At 58.3% G+C, this 19,135-nt stretch carries 15 protein-coding genes and 3 pseudogenes; 4 read left to right on the forward strand and 14 right to left on the reverse strand.

Annotation, left to right across the window (positions count from 1 at the left end; all coding sequences use genetic code 11):
- Window positions 1-332: 332 nt before the first annotated feature.
- The 8 genes from ACO550_RS20590 to ACO550_RS20625 all read right to left on the reverse strand — a co-directional run bounded on the left by ACO550_RS20590 (window position 333) and on the right by ACO550_RS20625 (window position 7,867).
- Window positions 333-1,136, reverse strand: coding sequence for a PRTRC system ThiF family protein (locus ACO550_RS20590; protein WP_315593803.1), 804 nt, complete (start codon window positions 1,134-1,136; stop codon window positions 333-335).
- The gene (locus ACO550_RS20595; RefSeq protein WP_315593804.1) at window positions 1,133-1,774 is read right to left on the reverse strand and encodes a PRTRC system protein A; all 642 of its coding nucleotides are present in this window, start codon (window positions 1,772-1,774) and stop codon (window positions 1,133-1,135) included. The genes ACO550_RS20590 and ACO550_RS20595 overlap by 4 nt, the downstream gene beginning before the upstream one ends.
- 2 nt (window positions 1,775-1,776) lie before the next feature.
- Window positions 1,777-2,496, reverse strand: coding sequence for a PRTRC system protein B (locus ACO550_RS20600; protein ID WP_315593805.1), 720 nt, complete (start codon window positions 2,494-2,496; stop codon window positions 1,777-1,779).
- Window positions 2,497-2,507: 11 nt separating this feature from the next.
- Window positions 2,508-3,641, reverse strand: a complete 1,134-nt coding sequence (locus ACO550_RS20605) for a PRTRC system protein F (protein WP_315593806.1) — start codon at window positions 3,639-3,641, stop codon at window positions 2,508-2,510.
- A gap of 90 nt (window positions 3,642-3,731) precedes the next feature.
- Entirely contained in the window at window positions 3,732-3,956 is a 225-nt protein-coding gene (locus ACO550_RS20610) for a PRTRC system protein C (RefSeq protein WP_315593807.1), read from the reverse strand.
- A gap of 12 nt (window positions 3,957-3,968) precedes the next feature.
- Window positions 3,969-4,415 (reverse strand): PRTRC system protein E, encoded by a 447-nt coding sequence (locus tag ACO550_RS20615; RefSeq protein ID WP_315593808.1) that lies wholly within the window; start codon window positions 4,413-4,415, stop codon window positions 3,969-3,971.
- A gap of 74 nt (window positions 4,416-4,489) precedes the next feature.
- Entirely contained in the window at window positions 4,490-6,163 is a 1,674-nt protein-coding gene (locus ACO550_RS20620; protein WP_315593809.1) for a PRTRC system ParB family protein, read from the reverse strand.
- Between the two features lie 807 nt (window positions 6,164-6,970).
- Complete coding sequence (locus tag ACO550_RS20625; RefSeq protein WP_315593810.1) at window positions 6,971-7,867, reverse strand: LysR family transcriptional regulator; 897 nt, start codon at window positions 7,865-7,867, stop codon at window positions 6,971-6,973.
- 503 nt (window positions 7,868-8,370) lie between these two features.
- Between ACO550_RS20625 and ACO550_RS20630 the strand changes: the two genes are divergently transcribed.
- Window positions 8,371-9,378: a Rieske 2Fe-2S domain-containing protein gene (locus ACO550_RS20630; protein WP_315593847.1), complete on the forward strand. Its 1,008-nt coding sequence runs from the start codon at window positions 8,371-8,373 to the stop codon at window positions 9,376-9,378.
- Window positions 9,379-9,404: 26 nt separating this feature from the next.
- Window positions 9,405-10,370: a 2Fe-2S iron-sulfur cluster-binding protein gene (locus ACO550_RS20635; RefSeq protein ID WP_315593811.1), complete on the forward strand. Its 966-nt coding sequence runs from the start codon at window positions 9,405-9,407 to the stop codon at window positions 10,368-10,370.
- A 747-nt stretch (window positions 10,371-11,117) separates the two neighbouring features.
- On the opposite strand, the pseudogene ACO550_RS20640 reads toward ACO550_RS20635, so the two are convergent.
- Window positions 11,118-11,282: pseudogene (locus tag ACO550_RS20640) on the reverse strand (phage integrase family protein); the annotation flags it as partial.
- Between the two features lie 113 nt (window positions 11,283-11,395).
- Complete coding sequence (locus ACO550_RS20645; RefSeq protein WP_315593812.1) at window positions 11,396-12,304, reverse strand: LysR substrate-binding domain-containing protein; 909 nt, start codon at window positions 12,302-12,304, stop codon at window positions 11,396-11,398.
- 144 nt (window positions 12,305-12,448) lie between these two features.
- On the opposite strand from ACO550_RS20645, the gene ACO550_RS20650 reads away from it, so the two are divergent.
- A complete protein-coding gene (locus tag ACO550_RS20650) occupies window positions 12,449-13,420 on the forward strand; it encodes a tripartite tricarboxylate transporter substrate binding protein (protein WP_315593813.1) in 972 nt (323 codons plus the stop codon).
- 803 nt (window positions 13,421-14,223) lie between these two features.
- On the opposite strand, the pseudogene ACO550_RS20655 reads toward ACO550_RS20650, so the two are convergent.
- The 4 genes and pseudogenes from ACO550_RS20655 to ACO550_RS20670 form a co-directional block, all read right to left on the reverse strand.
- Window positions 14,224-14,418, reverse strand: a pseudogene (locus ACO550_RS20655) (integrase core domain-containing protein); the annotation flags it as partial.
- A 15-nt stretch (window positions 14,419-14,433) separates the two neighbouring features.
- A pseudogene (locus tag ACO550_RS20660) lies at window positions 14,434-14,589 on the reverse strand (hypothetical protein); the annotation flags it as partial.
- Between the two features lie 497 nt (window positions 14,590-15,086).
- Entirely contained in the window at window positions 15,087-16,400 is a 1,314-nt protein-coding gene (locus ACO550_RS20665) for an MFS transporter (RefSeq protein WP_315593814.1), read from the reverse strand.
- 103 nt (window positions 16,401-16,503) lie between these two features.
- Complete coding sequence (locus tag ACO550_RS20670; RefSeq protein WP_315593815.1) at window positions 16,504-17,859, reverse strand: FAD-dependent oxidoreductase; 1,356 nt, start codon at window positions 17,857-17,859, stop codon at window positions 16,504-16,506.
- A gap of 104 nt (window positions 17,860-17,963) precedes the next feature.
- On the opposite strand from ACO550_RS20670, the gene ACO550_RS20675 reads away from it, so the two are divergent.
- On the forward strand, window positions 17,964-18,863 hold the full coding sequence (locus ACO550_RS20675; protein ID WP_315593816.1) for a LysR substrate-binding domain-containing protein: 900 nt from the start codon (window positions 17,964-17,966) through the stop codon (window positions 18,861-18,863).
- The last annotated feature ends 272 nt before the right edge of the window (window positions 18,864-19,135 follow it).

The raw sequence follows: 19,135 nt of genomic DNA on the forward strand, positions 1-19,135 counted from the left end.
ACTAAACATCGGAGACGTCAGTATGTGCCACGGCTTGCCGTTCCAATAGCCAGTAGCGACAACACCATCAGGCAGCCAGGGACCCGTCACGAAGATGCGACGAAAAGCCGATTGCGCTGAGAGTTGGACAGTGGACATTAAGTGCTCCGAAGAGGATGGAGCACTCCGCCAGGGCAAGTGCCCCAACGGGTTGAAAAGATGTGTGGCGGATGCCACGGGTCGATGCGCCAGAGGGCGCGAGGTGTGGCGGAATGGTAGCAGCCAGGCCGGTGCTGTAGCAACGGCACGCACAAAAGAAAAAAAGCCACTCCCGACGCATCGGGAATGGCTGTTCAAACGGATTTGCTCGGCGCGCGCTTCGCGCGGGGCTTGCGCGTGGCGAGCTTGTACCCAAAACGCTCCCATGCCGCGGGATCCAGTGGAAGAGAGTTTGTGCGCCCTCCGGCCAGATCGACAAAGACACCGCTGTTCTTCAGGGTGCCAGTGCGGAACAACGTCCACAGCAGGTTGTATGCCTGTACCGCAATGGCCTGGTTGATCACCAACGACTGCTTCTGCAGTGCGTCGGCCATCGAGCAGGAAGGCGCCGTGTCGGCCTTGTCCCCTTTCGGGTCCAGCAGCTCCGGAAACAGGTCTCCCACATGGGGAAGCCGTTCCGTAGCATTGCCATCGACCTGGCCAAGGATCACCTGCCCGCTGTCCGACTCGTTGCCGCAGTCGAGATAGTAGCCACCATCGCCACGTTGCATCGCGCCGAGGATCGCCTTGCGGGCAATCCGCGTGTCGACGCAGCCGATCACCAGATCGCAGTCGAATCGATCGTCATTCCCGATTCGACGCGTCTCGGCGTTCCAGCGCGTACCCATCAGGTTATTCAGACGATTCACGATGAGCGTCGCTTTGGGCTGACCCACATCAACCGGGTAGAACCCTTGGCGGCCGACGTTGGTCTCGCTGACGGTATCGTCATCGTAGACCGTACAATCAATGCCCCCTGGGTGCCCGAGCTCCAGCATGGCGTGATGCAGCCGCGCAAGGTTTGGCAGCAAAGCGCTTCCGGTACCGCCAGCGCCCACAACCGCTACTTCCCATGCACGCGTGGTCATATCCTGCGGGATGCAATGCGTGAAGGTCATACCAACACCTCCTCGCGTGCAGCGTCATACCATTCGGCAGGGACCTTCTCCACGTTCTCGAAGATGCCTTTGGCGCAGAGACGCAGTGCCAGCGATGGCACCGCGTCCTGGCAGTTTCCCATCACGAACGCGAACTTCACGTCGTGCTGGTCATCGGCATTGTCCGTTGGCGAAAACCCCGCCGCATGGCGACCATGCGAATGGCAGTCGACCACCAGGACCTCGCCAGTTGCAAGCGACGGACGGTCGTAATTCAGGTGACCGCCGCTGTGGTCCAGGATTCGCACGGGAACCAGCCGGAATGCAGCAGTTGCGGCATTCCAGACGATCCACCCACCCGTTTCCTTAGGATGCTCAGCACGCGCCATTGCGGCGAACTCGCCGATCAGTTCGGCAGGAACTCGCCCGCAGCGCAGTTCGGTAGCTTCCGCCGCCTCGCCATAGGGGATCGCCGTGCGGTACTGGAAGGCACCGAGACGACGAACGACGCGCAGCCAGGGCCGCACGATTTCCAGAAAGGCGCCGTTGGCTGCGATGAGCAGGCGCTCACCGGGCCGATCCATGGTGGCCAGCGCGCCGAAGCGCGGGACCATCACGGACGGAAAAGACTGCTGCAAAGCAGCGTCTGCAGGATGCATGGTTACTTCTCCAATTTGCCAGCGATCAGATCGGCCAGCGAAGATTTCATGGGAACGAGGACTTGCTTTGGAAAGTCAGGAAACTGACCGTCCAGCATGTCCTTCCAGAAGGCATAGGTGCCGCGCTCGTACTTGACGCGCTTGCCACCGTGATTGGGATGAGTGAATGCCGAGTTGAAGAACCCGTCTTCCCAGCCAGATATCGAGGCCACATCGATCTGCTTTGGCACATGTGCTGAGCCGATGCAGATCTTCCCGTGGTTCCACGTATTGAAATACGGCGGCTCGAACAACGCGCTCTCCGGTACCGGGCGATCCTTCCCCTTCAGGGCGAAGACCTTGAAGCCAGATTGCGACGCCTGGAAGACCAGCGCGGGGTGCGCAACAATGGCGCTGCGCTCCCCCAGTTCCTCGCACTTGAAGAACACGCGACGCCGGGTGGCTGGACACCACCACGTCACGGCGCTGGGGCTGATCGACAGCACGTTGGGTGTCAGGAACTCGCCCTTGGGAAGGGCGTGTGCTGCTACCTCTCGGACTGCGTGAATCAAAGCCATGCGATTTAGGGGCACACCAGCGCCAATGATTGGACGCCCGGACGCTTCCGGCTCGATGCGATGGGCCGTGGCATAGGAAAACTGTCCCGGTCCCGGCCCATAAAGCAAGATGGCCCCCTGGAGGGCCACTTCATGCGACCGCGATGCGGTCAGGATTGCGGCCATGAGGCCTCCTTTCAAATGAAATGCTCAAGAACCCGATCCAACAGCGCGATCAGCTTGAGAGTGTCGTGAAGCGCGCTGTACTGGGCCTTGATGGAAGCAGCCGTTTCAGCGAAGGGAATGAAGCATTGAAAATAGGTCGCATAGCCGCCGTTGTTGGCGCATTCGAAGTGGTCATCGAGCACTTCGCCAACATAGTCGCTGTGGTCGTAGGCAATCGTTGCAGCGGAGTACGCAGGTTCAGCCCACTGTGCGTTGCGCATGAGCGACGTGTCTCCCATGCGTGCCAACGCCAGATCCAGATCAGCCAGTGCGCTGCACAGGCTGCCTCGCCAGTCATCCTGGCCCAGGCGGGCAAGCTGTCTCAGCCGTCTGCGACTCAGTAGCTTGAGCGGCCGGTCAGACTGGGTCCACTGCCACTTGGGAAGTACTTCATCTGGCGCGAGCGCAGCCCGCACCACAGACGGCAGATATCGCTCGATGTCGGGATCGTCGTTCCCAAACCGCTCCTTGAGATGCTCTCGCGCCTCGTCGTCATCGGTGAGCGTTTCGTAGTCCCAGTGCCATCGCCCGAACATATCAAGTAGATCATCGGGGGTGCGAATGTGAAGCGACTTACTCGCGGCCGCGCGAATCAGATGGAACGTCATGAACACCAGTGAAGGATCCAGTAGACGTAGCGAATCAGCACGTTCTGCCGTGAGCGTATAGACGGTCTCCTCTTCGAGACGGATGCCGAGATACAGCGGCGAACGCTCTTGCATGTCGAACCCGAACTCGGATATTTCGACTTCAACAGCGGCGTGGTCGACCAGCACAAAGTCAAAACTGAGCACCTTTGTCGTGGGGACGCGGATAGCCAGCCATGCATGGAATGCCTGAGAGAAGGCATCGCCGGCGCTTGAAGCGTTCGTCACGTGGCTAGCCTTGAGCACGCCAGCCTTGAATTGCTCAATAGTGAGGTCTTTGACATCGACTTCGTCGCCAATGGTCAGAAGCGCGCGCGCCGGAGTTTCCTTCGGGACTGCAGGTAGCGTCAGAAAATCATGGGCAGGTCGACGTTTGGCAACGGGATGCTGTCGCGCAGGCGTCCATGCGGGTTGTCCTGCATCGACCGCTGGAACAAACGACCGAGGGTCGAACAACATTGTTGAGTCTCCTCAGAATGTAAAAAAACCGCCCTCTCGGGCGGCTTCGTAGTGGAAGAAAACTGGCCAGAGGCCAGTGATCTCATCAAGTCAGATTTGCGCATGCGCGCCCTTTGCGCCGGCGGCGCGGACGAACGTGTAGCGAGCAATACCACCCTTCACTTCCGGACCATCCACCGCTGCGGTGGTCAGCTCGGGGTATTGAGCGGAATACACATCGCGCACCTGGTCGGGCGAGAACTGCGGGCCCACATCAGGAAGCGTCATGCCGTTATAGGAAAACTCGCGGGTGAGCTGCTTGACTTCGAGTGCCATGGCGGTTCTCCTTTACAGCAGGGAAGCGAGGTCGGTACCGGTGGACGCCGGTGCGCTCGTATCGGCTTTCGCCTCCGATTGCGTTCCGTCACCGGTTTCCGATTCGTCATCGTCACCGCTATCGCTGGTGGCGTCGGACGTCGACGGCGATGCTGCCTTGGCCAGCGCCTTCGTCGCCTTGGACGATTGCGTGGACTTGGCGGCATCGAGAATCGACTTCGTGGCCTCAGCCTGCTCGGCGAGCGAACGATGGGCTTCGGTCACGCTGGTGACGGCCGCCGCGAATTCGGCATCCAGTTCCGCCGGCGTAGCCGACAGCATCAGGGGCCTGGTCAGTGCAGGGTCTGCAGCGTCCTTGATGACAGGCATCACGACGACGGACATCGTGTCGCCTTGCATCGTCAGCGTGAGAACGACCTTGTCGCTCGCGCGAACGAGCGGGACCAATTGAGTGAACATGGTGAATCCTTTTGGGGAAATGGAATGACAGAGGGCGCCGATTGGCGCCCTCTGCAGATAGATAGTGGAATGGATCAGTAGCCCAGAACCTTGGGCACCTTCCCGGTGTAGTCGAAACCTTCCACCGCCAGCAGGCCGGCGATAACTTCGGGCTTCGACTTATTGAACAGCTTGGCGAAACCATCGCCGAGCGCCTTGCGGATACCCAGCTCGTCAGCGAGAACCTTCATCTCGGACTTGGTGAGCATTTCCAGAAAATCCTGCGCTTGCTGGAGGTTCCAGTGGTTGCGCAGATCCAGCTTGTGATACCGGCACAGTTCGCGGAGATTGCCTACCTCCACGCCGTCGATTGCAGCCACGGTCAGGCCGATCGTCAGCTGCTGCCGCTTCTGGTCATCCAGCGCGTGGACGGCCGTCAGGCAACCCTGCAGCGACGACGACGACTTTTGCTCGGTCAGCTTCTCAAAGAACTTGCCCATCACGTCGCCGGCGATATTGCGCGCCAGCCCGTTCAGTGCAACGGCCAGGAGGTACGAGTTCGCCTGTTCGGCGTTCTGCGCAACTTCCTTCCGCAGTGCCTTGCGCCAGAGGGCGGTGCGGTAATTCTTCACCTTTTCACCCTCGCTGATCGACGTCACCGGCTTGTCGGCTGCGGCAGAGGACTGGTCGCCCTTCTTCGCAGGCGCCGCCTTGCCACCTGCAGCCGGTTTGGCTGCAGGCACCTTGGTGGCATCCTTATCGGCCTTGATACGCGCAGCAACCTTGCTCTGGTTGCAAACGGTATCGAAGCACTGGCCGCTGTAGACCTTGCCCATCGAGTCGGGCAGGCCACTGACTGCGGCGCCGAAGTTCTGGCACGCGTGGCAGGCCTTCGCCTGTTCATCGCCCACGCCAGTCGGGCCTTCGACCTTCAACTGGATCCGGGTGTGGTTGTCGCCCAGCCTGATGATGCGCACGATGGGATACTCGTCTTTCAGCCCATAGGCGATGCCTTCGAGCTTCTTGCCGAGTTTTTCATCGTAGCACGCACGGTTGGTGCAGTTGCCGGTGGCAATGGCTTCGCTGAACATCTCCGTTTGCAACGACGAGTTGTGCGGACACGCCGCGCACTCAGTCTTGTCGAAGATGGCTGTTTCGAGACTGCACGCGGCGGCCTCGATCGTCTTCTTCAGTTCCGCAACGGGCTTTTTCTCGTTGATGATGACCGACAGGAGTATGTCCTGCTTGTCCTTTGCGAGCGTGGCCAGCAGTTCGGCATGGCCGAGTTGGATCGTACGGGTGTTGAGCGCTTCCAGAACGGATGCGCTGCAGTTCATCAGCGCCAGGCGCTTGTCGAGCGTCGAGCGCGACCACCCAAGCTGGCGGGCCGCTTCATCGCGGTCGCCCTGCAGTTGGCCGACAATCTTGGATGCTTGCACGGCCTCCTCGGAAGGCGCCATGTCGGCACGCTGGATGTTCTCAATCAGCGCCTTACGATCGGCTTCAGCATCGGTCATCACCTGGATGTTGACAGGCATCTCGTACCTGTCGCCGTGGGCCGCCATTGCTGCACGATACCGGCGTTCGCCGGCTACCACCTCATACTCATGGCCGTGCTCATCGTCCTCGATGGGACGGATCAAAATGGGCTGGATGACACCGTCTACGCGGACGGATTCGGTCAGCTCAGCCATCTGGGCAGGATCGAAGTACTTGCGCGGGTTGCGGCCAGGACGGATGCTGCCAATAACAACGGTAGGGTTTTGCATTGTGGGTTCTCGCGAGAATAGGGAACCCGTAGCCGCACCGGGAACGTGGTTCCCGATGGGGTAGAAGAAGATGGACTACCAGGCTATGCTGGCCGGCCACCGTACTGCAGAAGCTGGCACCAGGAGGTGCGGGGTCGATGCGTCTGGGACGCGGTAGGTGACGCGAGAATACCCGAAAACTGCTGGCCAGATCAAGAAGTGACAATGGTGACCCTACCGTTGAGGCATTTCCGGCCTCATAACTTCCCAATTGCTTCCCGTTGTGCCTTTCGGACGCTAGCCAAGAATTGGCTTTATTGCGTCATAGGCCACCAGACAACCACCCAGTCCGCAAGCCCCCAAGCATAGGAAATCAACGATCGCTGCACCTCGCTTCCCCCGATTGATGAGCCAGCGGAACGTTCCACCTACGACGACTAGCACCCCACCTACGGCGAAAGCCGGGGCCCGATGGAGCATGCCGTTGCGCTGCTCTGCGGGTGGCACAAGCTGTTGCTTCGCTTCGCCACTCCAATGCCATAAGGAAAACCGACGGCGACGGGCGTGCCGACGGTGGGCTAGCCGTCGCTGCTTTGGGAGTCTTTCTCACTGAGAATTATGTGCGCGCGGAAATCAGGCCCAACGAAGCGACCCGCAAAGGGGCGCCAGCCTTGATGCGCAAGCAATTGCAGCAGATCTGTCTTTGGAACGGTTCACACTAAGACCGCATCGCAACCACAGGCTGCGAGCCGCCTAATTTTTCTGTGGCCGCTTCGTGCTGAAGCAGCCGTTTTGGCGAAAGCGCTGCGACTTAAACACTCTCATCGCTTACCGGGACCAAGGCGGCAGCGGCGCCAACTCGCTTCGCAATGTATCGAGAAGGGCCCTGACACGTGCGGTATGAGCCCGGTTCTCGGGTATCAGCGCCTTCAGCCACAACTCGGGCAACGGATAGTCGACCAGCACCTGCACGAGCGTGCCCGCGCGCACGGCTGGCAAGGCCAGGTAGTCACCCAGAACGGCGATTCCATTGCCCGCGACGGCAGCAGCGGCGACAAGCTGCGCCTCATTGGCGCTGAAGCGCGGATGCACTGAAACTCTCACATCACCGGTCGCACTTTCAAACGCCAGCACGTTGCCGGTCGGCACGAAGTTCAGGATGTCGTGCCGTGCGAGGTCGCGGGGCTTCCGTGGCGTACCCTTTTCCCGGAGGTAGGTTGGTGCGGCACAAAGCAGTCGCCGTATGGAGCACAGGGGCTCATCAATGACTCCGCCGAAAGCGTCCGGCATGAGCGTGAGCGCAATGTCGAAGCCTTCGTCGACCGGGTTGACGGGCCGGTCCAGCGCCACCAACTCGAGGCTGATCAGCGGGAAGCGACGCAGGAACGTGTTGAATAGCTCGGCCAAATGCACCACAGCAAGGGACGTCGGGACCTTGACGCGCAGGCGACCTTGCAACTCCGGGGCAGCCTGCTGAACGCCAGCAAAGATCCCATCCAGATCGCTGACTAGGCGCTGTATTTCCGGCAGGTACTGCTGGCCAGCTATTGTGAGGCTCACCCGTCGCGTTGTGCGTTCGAACAAAGACGCCTTTAGCCGCCACTCCAGTTGGGAGATGCGTTTGGTGACCACCGAAGCGGCGACATCCAGTTCGCGCGCCGCGGCAGCGAAGCTGCACGTACGTGCTACGGCGAGATAGGCCCTGAGATTCTCTATGACGTCCATGATTGCTCTCGATTTGGAAATACTGCGACCGCGAGATGCCTTATTGTTTGCGAGAATATTGGTTTTTACAATAGTCGCATCACAATGATGCCCGCAGCACAAAAGGCCGTGGAAGTTTCCACCGCTCTTCTGTGATGGGCTAAGCCGCAGCCATAGCCGCCGCCCCCGCGACCTTGACGTGAGCACCCGCATGCCTTTGGACGCGAACGGGGGCCTACATCGCGAGCGATACCGCCTGAGCTATCGACAACCCATAGGAGACATTCATGAAAAGACGCACCTTCGGCTTAGCCGCAGTAACGATAGTCCCCCGAGCGTCTACGCAATCGTGTGAGGGACGAGACTGCGGAAATGGCCGCACCATCGCCCAACGCGGCATCAGGCTCAGGTAGCTCGCGTGGATCCACAGATCCACATTACCCGGCATCCGCATCCATTCCACACTTGCGAAAGGTCTCACCATGCTTCTCTCAACTGAACCCCTTGTTCGAAACGTCTGGTACATGGGCGCCTGGAGTCACGAGTTGCAGGACAAACCCCTCGCCCGCCAGATTCTGGGGCGCCCGGTTGCCTTCTTCCGCGGTGCGGATGGAATCGTTGGCGCCCTTGAGGACCGCTGCTGCCACCGTGCTGCGCCGCTCTCCCTGGGGCGGGTGGACGGCAACACTCTGCAATGCGGTTACCACGGCTTGTGCTTCAACGCGGAAGGCGCATGCGTGAGGGTGCCGGGCCAGGAGGCAGTTCCGCCGGCTGCACGCGTGCCCAGCTTCCAAGTTGTGGAACAGGACTCCGTCGTGTGGATTTGGATGGGAGATGCAGGCAAGGCCGAACGGTCGGCCATCCCTCGCTTCCCGCGGCATACTGAGCCGGCCTGGCGCTGGCGCGGCGCGCACTTCTCATACAAGGCCGACCATCTGCTCCTGTACGACAACCTGTTGGACCTGACGCATGTTGGCTACGTGCACCCTCATACCATTGGCGGAAACGAGGAGGAACACTCCTCTGCACCGTTGACGGTCGAACGCAGCGAACGCGGTGCCAAGGGCACGCGCTGGATGCGCGATGTCGATCCACCGGCAGCGTACACGGCGGTGTGGCCTTTCCGCGGTCGCATCGACCGCTGCCAGGTCATGCGCTTCCAGCCGGGCCTAGTGACGATCAGCATTCTTGCCAAGGACGCCGGGACCTTGCGCCATGAAGAAGACGTGGAGGACGCTTATGAGTCGTACGGCTTCCATGCAGTGACACCAGGAGCCGAGGGCAGTGCCCACTATTTCTGGTCTGTTGGCATTCCCGCAGCCCTGGACGAGAAAGATGGCGGACTTCTCGCGCGCAAGCACGAGCTTGCACGCATCACATTCGAGGAGGACCGCGCGGTGCTGGAGGCGCAGTACCGCCGCATGCTCGATTTCCCGGACCGCCCGGTTGTTGCAATTCGCAGCGATGCGCTGAGTCTGGCCGCGCGACGCATCTGGGCAGAGCTGGCGAAGCAAGAGAAGGCGCTTACTTAGCGCTGGCGAACGACGGAGGCGATACGATGGATTCATCTTCCCTGACGGTCCGTGTGCACCGGAAGCACACCGAGGCCGTGGACATCTGCAGCTTCGAGCTAGTGAATTTCGACGGCAAGCCTTTACCGAACTTCTCGGCAGGCTCGCATATCGACGTCTACCTACCGAACGGCATATCGAGGCAATATTCCCTTTGCAACGACCCTGCGGAGACACACCGCTATCTCATCGGAGTACTGAGAGATCCGTGTACACGGGGCGGCTCCGGAGCAATGCACGAACTGGTTCACGAAGGCGACACGCTTAAGATAAGCGTGCCGAAAAACCATTTCCCCCTGGTTCGAGGCGCACAGCGCAGCCTGCTTCTGGCGGGGGGAATCGGCATTACGCCCATTCTCTGCATGGCCGAGCGCCTCGACCTCGCAGGCGAGGACTTCGAGCTGCATTACAGCGCCCGATCACGGGAGCGAATGGCCTTCCATGACCGCATCAGGCAGTCGTCCTTTTCTTCGAAGGCGGTTTTTTACTTCGACAACAACGACGGCGCAGAGAAACTTGATCTGGGTAAGCTGCTCGGCGGTCCGTCAGCAGGGACGCACCTTTACGTCTGCGGCCCTAAAGGATTCATGGATGCCGTCCTTGAAACTTCGCGTGCAAAGGGTTGGCCAGAGGATCACCTGCACTACGAGTTCTTTTCCGGTCAGCCGATCAAGTCTGACGGCGACGGTAGCTTCCACGTAAAGCTCGCGAGCTCAGGCAAGGTGGTACTAGTACCCAAAGACAAGACGGTCGTACAAGCGCTGAACGACGCCGAAGTCGAGGTGCAGACCTCGTGCGAGCAAGGTGTGTGTGGAACTTGCCTTACTCGCGTCCTTCAGGGAGTGCCCGACCACCGTGACATGTATCTCACACCCGACGAGCAGGCCATGAATGACCGGTTCTTACCGTGTTGCTCGCGTGCGAAGTCGCCGCTGTTGGTCCTTGATATATAAAAAAGATCGCGCACGGCGAAGACTTATGAGAGGAATCTACGCTTACCTTGCTCATGCCGTCAGAGCATGCAGCAGGGGTTATGCTCCGCGGTTCCGGCCATCTTGCACTGGCTACCGCTCTAGCCTCCGGCACTTCGCTACTCACAATCAGCGGATTTGTCAGCCCCGATCTCCGAGTGTTGTTGAGGGACGTACGAGAAATTTACTCAATTACACCGGCGTGGCCTGTCGGGGCCTTCCGCTAATAGTTATCCGGCAGGGCACCGCGGTTTCGACCGCCCATCCTTCGCTGGAGGGAACCACGTAAATATCGTTTGTCATGATTATCTCCTTCTATAGTGGATGATCAAAGTGTCAGGCAACGGCAGCCGGTATCGGTTCTCATCCTACTTTTTGGGGGGTGCCGTAATAGCGCGGGTCAGTCATCGCGGGTTGATCTCGCCTTCCTTCAGGCAGCGGTCCATACACTTGCCGAGACAGAATTGGGCCACGCCCGTATTCACGTCCACCCGCCAAAATAATCCTGCTCAACTAGTTTCCATTTGACCCGGCGGGATCTTCACTTGCTTCGTTGCGAGCCCGGCATCGACGGAGCCCGCGATGGCAAGCATCCGGTACTCTTGGCCCGCTCACCGCCCTTGAATCGCTGGCCGACTGAGGACGAAGTGGGGCCATCATCCCAATGCGCGGCAAATAGCCACTCGGCTTCCTTGCGATAGGCGCGCCTGCTTGGCCGCCGTTTCGTACCTGGGCCGCCTCGTAATCGTTCGTTGCATTCAGCGTGCAAGCGTCTTTCGGGGCACGGAAACTGCCCCGCGAACCATCGACTTCGCGCAGAACGCACAACTGCTCCCAAGCACTATGTCGTTCGGCTGCGCTAACGGCAATTAGGGCCCGCGCACGTTCTGTCAGGTCACTTTTATCGGACGGAGAAAAAGGGGTGGCAGTTGATCTCACCTAGCATATAAGCGAACTACACACAGCACTTGCGGCCGACAATCCAATTTCCCAGAAAGCTGACTTGTTTAGCAGCCTTTTTCCGTAGCCACTGAATCTGAAAATAATTCAGCCACAACCGACCTGAGCCAACGATTCGCTGGGTCCTGATGGTACCTCTCGTGCCAATGCTGCTTGATTGAGAAACTAGGAAGGACGACAGGTGGCGAAAGCGCTCTCACATTTGCGATCCGTACAAGAGTCTGCGCAACCCGCTCTGGGACAGTTGCGATTAGGTCCGTGTTGGCGAGTAAATTGCCGAGTCCCGGAAGCGTTGGCAGCGTCAGCGCCAATTGGCGCTCAATGTGCTTCGCCGAAAGCTCGCGCTCAACCAGGTCATGACCTGTTCCTGCAGCAGTTATGGCGACATGCCTTTCTTGTTTGAAGATTGCCGTCGTCATTCGAGCGCTGACTCGAGGGTGGCCGTTGCGAACTACACAGGCGAACCCTTCGGTGAACAAGCGCTGTTGATAGAAGCCCGCTTCCAGTTCGGGCATGAAACCGACGGCGAGATCGGTTTCACCGGCCTCAAGTTGCTTTCCGGTGCAAGCCGTTATCCGCATGACCTCGATTTGGACAGTAGGGGCAATGACGTTGATGCGATTCACCAATGCCGGCAAAAACTCAATGTGGCTGATGTCCGTCATGCTGATGAAGAACTTTCGTTGCGCCTGGGCCGGGTCAAAAGATAACTGCTGTTGGGTTGCCGTGCGCAACAATTCCAAGACTTGTCTAAAGGGCGTTATCAATGCTTCTCCCTGCGGCGTCGGGAGCATTCCTGAGCCAGTCCGAACGAACAGCGGGTCATTGAAATGACGTCTAAGGCGTCCCAGGGCAAGGCTTACCGTAGTTTGAGGTATGTCTAAATTTTCGCCTGCTCGCGAAACGCTTCGTGTCTTATAGATCTCATCAAAGATGACAAGCAATCGGGTGTCCATTATTTGATTTTCTGCTGGGCGCTATTGTAGCTACTCAATGGACGAAATAGTGTCACTCGCATAGCCTTAGCGCAAGGCTCAGCTAAGGCAACTATCTGCCCAGGCGCGAGAGACTGACCTCTATAAAAAATAGGAAGAGACATTATGCCGACTAGCAACATTGTGAGGAGCATCCTGTGCGCATTGCTGGCCCTCCCAGCAGCAGGCTTTGCACACGATTGGCCAACGGGCCCGGTTCGAGTGATCGTGCCTTTCGCTGCGGGATCAACACCAGATCTCGCAGCGCGCATTATCTCGGAGCGTCTCTCCATTCGGCTAGGGAAGCCGTTGGTCGTTGAGAACAAGACTGGGGCGTCCGGGAATATCGGTACCGATGCGGTAGCTAAAGCCGCTCCGGACGGACAGACGATTGGCGTGAGTATCGCCGGACCACTTGCGGTCAACACACTTCTCTACAAGAAACTGCCCTATAACCCAACCAAAGATATCGAGCCCATCACCATTGCCGCCACTCAACCATCGGTTTTGGTCGTTGCCAAGAAACTTGGCGTCAACGATACAAAGGAGTTCTTGGCGCTACTCCGAAAGAACCCGTCGAAATATAGCTTCTCCTCGATAGGTGCAGGCAGCCTCTCCCACCTTGGTATTGAAGCGATCGCTGGTCGTTGTAACGCGGATCCTGTTCATGTTCCGTACCCCGGCTCGGGGGCTGCAGTGATGGCGATAATCGCCGGAGACGTCGACTTCGCGCTGTTGCCTGCCGCTGCAGTCATGCCTCATATCAAGGCAGGTAAGTTGCAAGGGCTTGCGGTCGCCAGCAGGAAGCGATCTCCGGTCCTTCCTGATGTACCGACATTGTCGGAGGCCGGCATAGAAGACATTCAGGCTGACGCATGGGTTGGTTTCATTGCTCCCGCAAAGACGCCCCCGGCGATCGTCGCGCGCTTGCAAAGGGAAATTGTTGAGATTCTTGCTGAACCAGCAATCCGAGAAAAGCTGAAACAGCAGTACATGGACGCTGTCGGCGATAGCCCGCTCCATTTTCGTGAGGTTATGGCGGCCGACGTTGCACGCTGGCAGCCCATTGTGCAGAAGCACAACATTAAGCTTGATTAGTCCAACAAGCGGACACCCCGTACGAGCAGGGCAGTTATGCGATAAAGAAGCGAATCGGATAGGGAAGAGCTTTCCGAACAAGTAGAAACCTAATCCTGCGTTGCACATGGTTGACGACGAAGGATGATCCTTCAAGATGGCTTGTCGAACATGGCCGGCACGCGGCATTACAGCCTTGAAATAGCCCCGGCGTCGCGAGACAACCGGGGCTGTTTTCGACTCTACGTGGAATTTTCGGTGACAGGCAGACCGTGATCATCAAGAGGAAATACTCCTCGTCACGGTAACCGCAGGACCCGAACCTCAGGATTCGTTTCGTTGGCCCTCTACGACACTCATGGCAAGGGGCTGCCGGCGTCAAGCGATATTTCATGCCAATACGTCCGAGAGCATTAGCCGATCTACTCCAGGGCAGCGATCAGACTTCTCTCTGTCGAGAGGCGCCAACGCTCTCAAGCCGCTCTGTACCCGTGCCGAGCGCTGGTAGAACATAGCCTCTTGAGCTATTCGAATTCAGTCCGTTAGCAACTGCTGGGTACCAGTGGTACATGGTTAAGATGCACGCCCGACTTGAATTTCGCTCAAGGTCTACTTGCCGTGCTTTTGTAGCCAGCCCGTGGCGCACAAAACGGATACTGACGATCATGCCGCAGACGGTCGGCCCCACATTGCCATCAATGTTCGAGGGTTCGTCGGCGGACGAAATGTCGATGAAAACTGCTGCCTCGATGCGCTCGACCTTGCCTGCCGAAGGCTGTTCTAAACAGGGTAGCGCTGTCTCGCGCAGAGCGGCTAAGGCCATTCTAGATGCGAAGCGTCACGAAGTACTTTCTCGATGCAGGTAGTCGGGACATGGGAGCAAGTCCGCCGATGCCGTCATGTGGTCGGTGCCAGTTGTAGTGGTGTTGTCAATTGGTTAGCGCTCAGGCACGCTTCTGGGAATTTCTATAGGTCGAAGCGTAGGAACACTCGCGCAGCGCTGGCTGGATGAACCGCTGGATAGGCTGCCGCCAGTCGAATCCCTCCAACAGGAGGCCAAGTTGCGCGCTAGTCAGAGCCATCACGCCACCTTTTGCGCGCGGCCAGGCGAACCGACCTCGGTTCGGCGCCACCATCATTAGTTCAGGCACTGCACCACCACGCGAAGGAGGTCCGGCTCGACTTGGCATTCAATGCTGACCTGGCGCTTGGCCGGTTGCAATCGGAAGGGACGCCCCCCGCTGGCGACGCTTCCGACAATGACTCGACTCTGGAGCCACTGACTACAACGGGGAACTGGCGCGTCGCCGACATGGGAGACGGCGAGTTGGCCTGTTCTAAGCATGCCTCGCCGCCGAAAGAACATGTACATGTTCAGACCGTGTTCCAGGCCAGCTTTATAACCGAAGCGCCTGGCACGCAGTTTCCGCAAGCCTTTGCTTCAGTTCGATCGGTTGACTCTGGGTGCCGCGCAAGTGACCACCATGCTTTCCGACAGTCTCCAGAGTAGTCTCCGCCAGATTTTGATGGGAACTACTCTGGATCGGTTCAAGTCTCGCATCTACATGCCCATCGGCGGATCAGTTACTGTTTAACTTAAACTGCGCGAGATCGCGGGGCACTCAAACAACGACGGCATCACACCAAAGGAGCAATGCTTCGTTATCGAGTTGGTGGAGGTGTCTGCCTATCCATTTGTCTTTGAGGCACTACTGCTCTGATTTGGAAGGACCGTTTTACCGCACGCAGAGCTGGTGTAAAGCAAAGCGGCCGGAGAAGTTTGGACAAAACACATGCTGATCGCTGCGATGATCGGTCCCACGGCTAGTGCAAAGAACGCAGTGGAAAACGAGTTCGTTGATTGAAACACAATCCCCACGACAAGCGGCGCCGCGACATTGCCAAGTTGCCAAAAAGCATTTGTCACTCCCGTTGCGGATCCCGATAACGAAGGCCCTGCAACCTCAGCGATCATCAAAGCAATCAGCGGGGACCATGCGAAGGCTGCCACGCCAAGCAGTGGCGCTATCCAACGGAACTGCGAATCGTTCTCGAGCTGTCCAAAGAGCAGCAGCAAAACTGAAAATGCGAAAAAGCACGTGGTAATGATAGTCTTGTGGCTACCGCCTATCCAGTCTGCCAGTAGCCCCACGAGGGGTTTCGATATGACGGCCCCTAAGCCCACGAGCACCATTACGAAGCCTGCATCCGTGGCCGCGATGCTGTATCGCTTCATCATCAACGAGTTTGCCCAGAACGCAAAGCCCCATGTGCCCCACATTCCGGCGAAGCCCGACAATGCGAGCCACATCAGTTGCCGATTCCGAATTAGCGCGATAAGTTTCAATGACTGGCGCTGCGCTTGCGCCGCAATCGGGCCGTCCCGCAACAGCACGAAACACAATAGGGCGTAAAGGGAGGTGGCGATACCGAGGGTCGTATAGATATCCCTCCAATCGAACACTGTGAGCATCTTCGGAATGAGTGCGTTTGTAACCGTGACGGCAAGCGATGTCGCTGTCATGAGCAGTCCCATCGCACGACCGCGTTCTCTCGGTTCGAACCATGTGGCGATCAGCTTGACGCAGGCGGAATAGTCACAACCGGCAGAGACCCCCATTAACGCCTGGGCAACTAGCCCGTAAGACACCGATGTCACATGCCCAAATAAGTAGGTCGAAACTCCTAGGGGAAGGATCGAGAGGGAGATGATTAGACGCGGACCAAGAAGGTCAACAGCAATGCCCCCGGCCAAGTTCGAGCAGACATAGCCAACGTAAAAGGCAGTGACGAAAACCCCTAGCGCGCCAACGGACAAACCGAATGACGTTCCGGCCGTTGAGGCGACATTGCTCCACGCAAGACGATCTACAAAGGTAAGCAGAAGCGCCCCCCAGCAGACCAGTAGGACTAGCCATCGATATTTCGGAAACTTATCCAGCCCTATTGGGACGGATGAATGGGATGTTTCGCGCAGAGGCAACAGGTTGAGGCCTAGCATGGTTGTCTCCTTACTGTCGTGCCATCGACGCGCGATGACACGACCATGGCCACGTTGTGTGGCTCTTTAGAGGTTCGTGCAGCGATGCGGCATCGCTGTGAGGTTAGTCATCCATCCCCAAGAACGCACCGTTACGCGTCAGCGTGCCTTGCAACGTAGGTACATCAACGTCACGGACCATTTCGTCTGTGGCGAGCGCAAGTGCGGCGGCCGTACCCGCAGCTTCGCCCATCACAAAGCAGGCGCCGGTAACTCGGGCTGCGGACTGGCCCATGTGGGTCATTGATGCGCATCGACCGGCAACGAGAAGATTGTCGACTTTGCTCGGAACCACCATTCGATATGGAAGATGATTGAACCCGCGCACATGGGGGATGTTGTGTTGGAACTTGAATTCGATATCGCCGGCCACATGGGCTTCGATCATCCATCCGTTGACACCGATCGTATCCTCGAAGCTTGCGCAACTCAGGACGTCGTCTTCCGTCAACTGATAGTCACCCAGGAGGCGCCTTGTCTCGCGCACTCCAATTTGCGGCGCAATATCGAGTACGTAGGCCTGCTCGAAACCGGGTGCGTATCGGCGCAAGAACTGAATGAAGTCGGCGACTTGTCGACGCCCTTCGATCTCGCCCGCGCTGATCTGCATAGCCTCAGTGCCATCAATTGCGGAGCCGTCGGGGTTGCAGAGTTGTGTGACGTTGGCTCGCCATTCAACGGCGTTTTTCTGGGGACGGATGATGGGAGTCTTGCGCGCGAATTGATGCCCGTCGCGGACTGCTTGTTCCATCAGCGCGCCGAAATGTTCCCATGCGCGACCGGCGCGTTGAGGGTCGACGCCATTCACGCGGAACATCGTGGACGGATAAAGCATGCCACCGGCGGCATCTCCCTTCTCGTATGGAGCGCCCGCTGCCGCAGCCATGTCGGCGTCACCCGAGCAGTCGATGAAGATCTGCCCGACGATGGCGTGTCGTCCCGACTTGGTTTCTATCAGGAGTGCTTCGATTTCGCTCTCTGACCGCATCACCACGCCAGCCGCGTATGCGTGGAACAGGACAGCGCTGCCGCTCGAGAGCATAAGTTGGTCGGCGGCAATCTTGTACGCCGCATTGTCGTACGCTTGGGCGGCGATTTTCCCCCCAAAAAGGCTGTGAGGCTCGCAGAGACCATCCAGCCGTGCGATGCGATTAGTCAGTTCGGTAGAGACACCATGGACTACGCGTTTGATCTCGCCGTAGACGTTTGCATGCAAGCCACAGAAGTTGGTGACCCCTGCGGCAGTGCCCATGCCACCAAGAAAGCCATAGCGTTCGACAAGCAGCGTTTTTCTGCCCGCCGTCGCCGATGCCACTGCTGCCGCGATGCCTGCAGGTCCGCCGCCCAAAACCACCACTTCGTACTCACCGAGGACGGGCGTCGACCGTGCTGCCTCATTCACACTGCTTGTCTGTTTCATGCTACGTCGTCTCCAACTTCGTTCAATGGAGACAATCTTAGCTAATGCATTTCGTGGATAGTTGATCTATATTGAGCGTTCAGTTTTCGCGGATGGGAATCAATATGGATATCTTGCTCAACTTGCGGGCCTTCCTCGCCGCGGCCAAATACGGCTCATTTTCCGAGGCAGCACGGCAGTTGAACGTGGTGCCCTCGGTCGTCGCCAAACGTATTGGTGATCTTGAGCACACCGTCGGAACCCAGTTATTCAACCGGTCCACGCGCAAGGTTGCTCTGACCGAATCCGGCCAGAAGTTCCAAACATCGGCCGGTGCGCTTGTCACGGAGTTCGACCAAGTCATACGCGGTCTCAAGGACGACGAGGGACAGCTAGAAGGCCACATACGAGTCAAGGTACCGACAACCTTGGCGGTGTTGTACCTGGGCGAGGTCTTTAGTGCCTTCCAGAATGAACACAAGCGGATCACGATGGAGGTTTTGCTGATAGACCGATCAGTGAATCCAGTCGAAGAGGGCTTCGATATTGCCATCGGGGGGCGCTCAGAAAGCTACGAGCGTGTGGTGGACGTCCCGCTTTGCCCATTGAGCCAAGTACTCTGCGCGGCGCCAGTCTATTTGGAGCGACGCCGCATACCCGAGCATCCGCGTGAACTTGCAGATCACGACTGCCTTGTATTCAATCCTATCGGCTCGAATTGGCAGTTCGATAGTGATCGCGGCCCGATCATCGTTGACGTGCCGAGGCGCCTAGCTGCCAACGATAACTCGATACTTCTAGCCGCAGCATGTGCGGGCAATGGCGTTGCAATTCTACCGACCTATGTTGCACGGAGTGCGCTCGCGAGGGGCACGCTGCTGCCACTTTTGACCGAGTATCCACTTCAAACGACCTGGCTTAAGGCGCTTGTTCCACAGCGGCGACAAGGACTCGCGCGAATCGATGCACTGCTTGATTGGCTGACACGCAGCCTATCGGGTGTGCCGCCGTGGGATAGGGCCTAGTTGAACTAGATGGGCTAACCGGTTTGCTACGTCGAGTTTTGGTTCTCCGGTGCACAACGGAGGTGGCTCCTCACGCAATACAAGTGGTCTGATCCCGACTGAGGGGGAGGCTCCGCGATCCATGAAGCAATATTCCAGGCTTGAGCCCGCACAGGAGGGCGATGAAAAAAGGCCGGCGATGTCGCCGGCCCAACGTCCTTGAACCCACGAAGGCGAGTCAAGTGCGATATGAGCTGTATGCAGAGTGTCACCCGAGGCGAAGGTCCTTCTTG

The organism is Cupriavidus sp., from assembly GCF_057315035.1.

Excerpts from the sequence above, each read along its gene's own strand:
- ACO550_RS20590 (WP_315593803.1), bottom strand. The coding sequence starts at position 1,136 with ATGACCTTCACGCATTGCATCCCGCAGGATATGACCACGCGTGCATGG.
- ACO550_RS20595 (WP_315593804.1), bottom strand. The coding sequence starts at position 1,774 with ATGCATCCTGCAGACGCTGCTTTGCAGCAGTCTTTTCCGTCCGTGATG.
- ACO550_RS20600 (WP_315593805.1), bottom strand. The coding sequence starts at position 2,496 with ATGGCCGCAATCCTGACCGCATCGCGGTCGCATGAAGTGGCCCTCCAG.
- ACO550_RS20605 (WP_315593806.1), bottom strand. The coding sequence starts at position 3,641 with ATGTTGTTCGACCCTCGGTCGTTTGTTCCAGCGGTCGATGCAGGACAA.
- ACO550_RS20610 (WP_315593807.1), bottom strand. The coding sequence starts at position 3,956 with ATGGCACTCGAAGTCAAGCAGCTCACCCGCGAGTTTTCCTATAACGGC.
- ACO550_RS20615 (WP_315593808.1), bottom strand. The coding sequence starts at position 4,415 with ATGTTCACTCAATTGGTCCCGCTCGTTCGCGCGAGCGACAAGGTCGTT.
- ACO550_RS20620 (WP_315593809.1), bottom strand. The coding sequence starts at position 6,163 with ATGCAAAACCCTACCGTTGTTATTGGCAGCATCCGTCCTGGCCGCAAC.
- ACO550_RS20625 (WP_315593810.1), bottom strand. The coding sequence starts at position 7,867 with ATGGACGTCATAGAGAATCTCAGGGCCTATCTCGCCGTAGCACGTACG.
- ACO550_RS20630 (WP_315593847.1), top strand. The coding sequence starts at position 8,371 with ATGGGCGCCTGGAGTCACGAGTTGCAGGACAAACCCCTCGCCCGCCAG.
- ACO550_RS20635 (WP_315593811.1), top strand. The coding sequence starts at position 9,405 with ATGGATTCATCTTCCCTGACGGTCCGTGTGCACCGGAAGCACACCGAG.
- ACO550_RS20645 (WP_315593812.1), bottom strand. The coding sequence starts at position 12,304 with ATGGACACCCGATTGCTTGTCATCTTTGATGAGATCTATAAGACACGA.
- ACO550_RS20650 (WP_315593813.1), top strand. The coding sequence starts at position 12,449 with ATGCCGACTAGCAACATTGTGAGGAGCATCCTGTGCGCATTGCTGGCC.
- ACO550_RS20665 (WP_315593814.1), bottom strand. The coding sequence starts at position 16,400 with ATGCTAGGCCTCAACCTGTTGCCTCTGCGCGAAACATCCCATTCATCC.
- ACO550_RS20670 (WP_315593815.1), bottom strand. The coding sequence starts at position 17,859 with ATGAAACAGACAAGCAGTGTGAATGAGGCAGCACGGTCGACGCCCGTC.
- ACO550_RS20675 (WP_315593816.1), top strand. The coding sequence starts at position 17,964 with ATGGATATCTTGCTCAACTTGCGGGCCTTCCTCGCCGCGGCCAAATAC.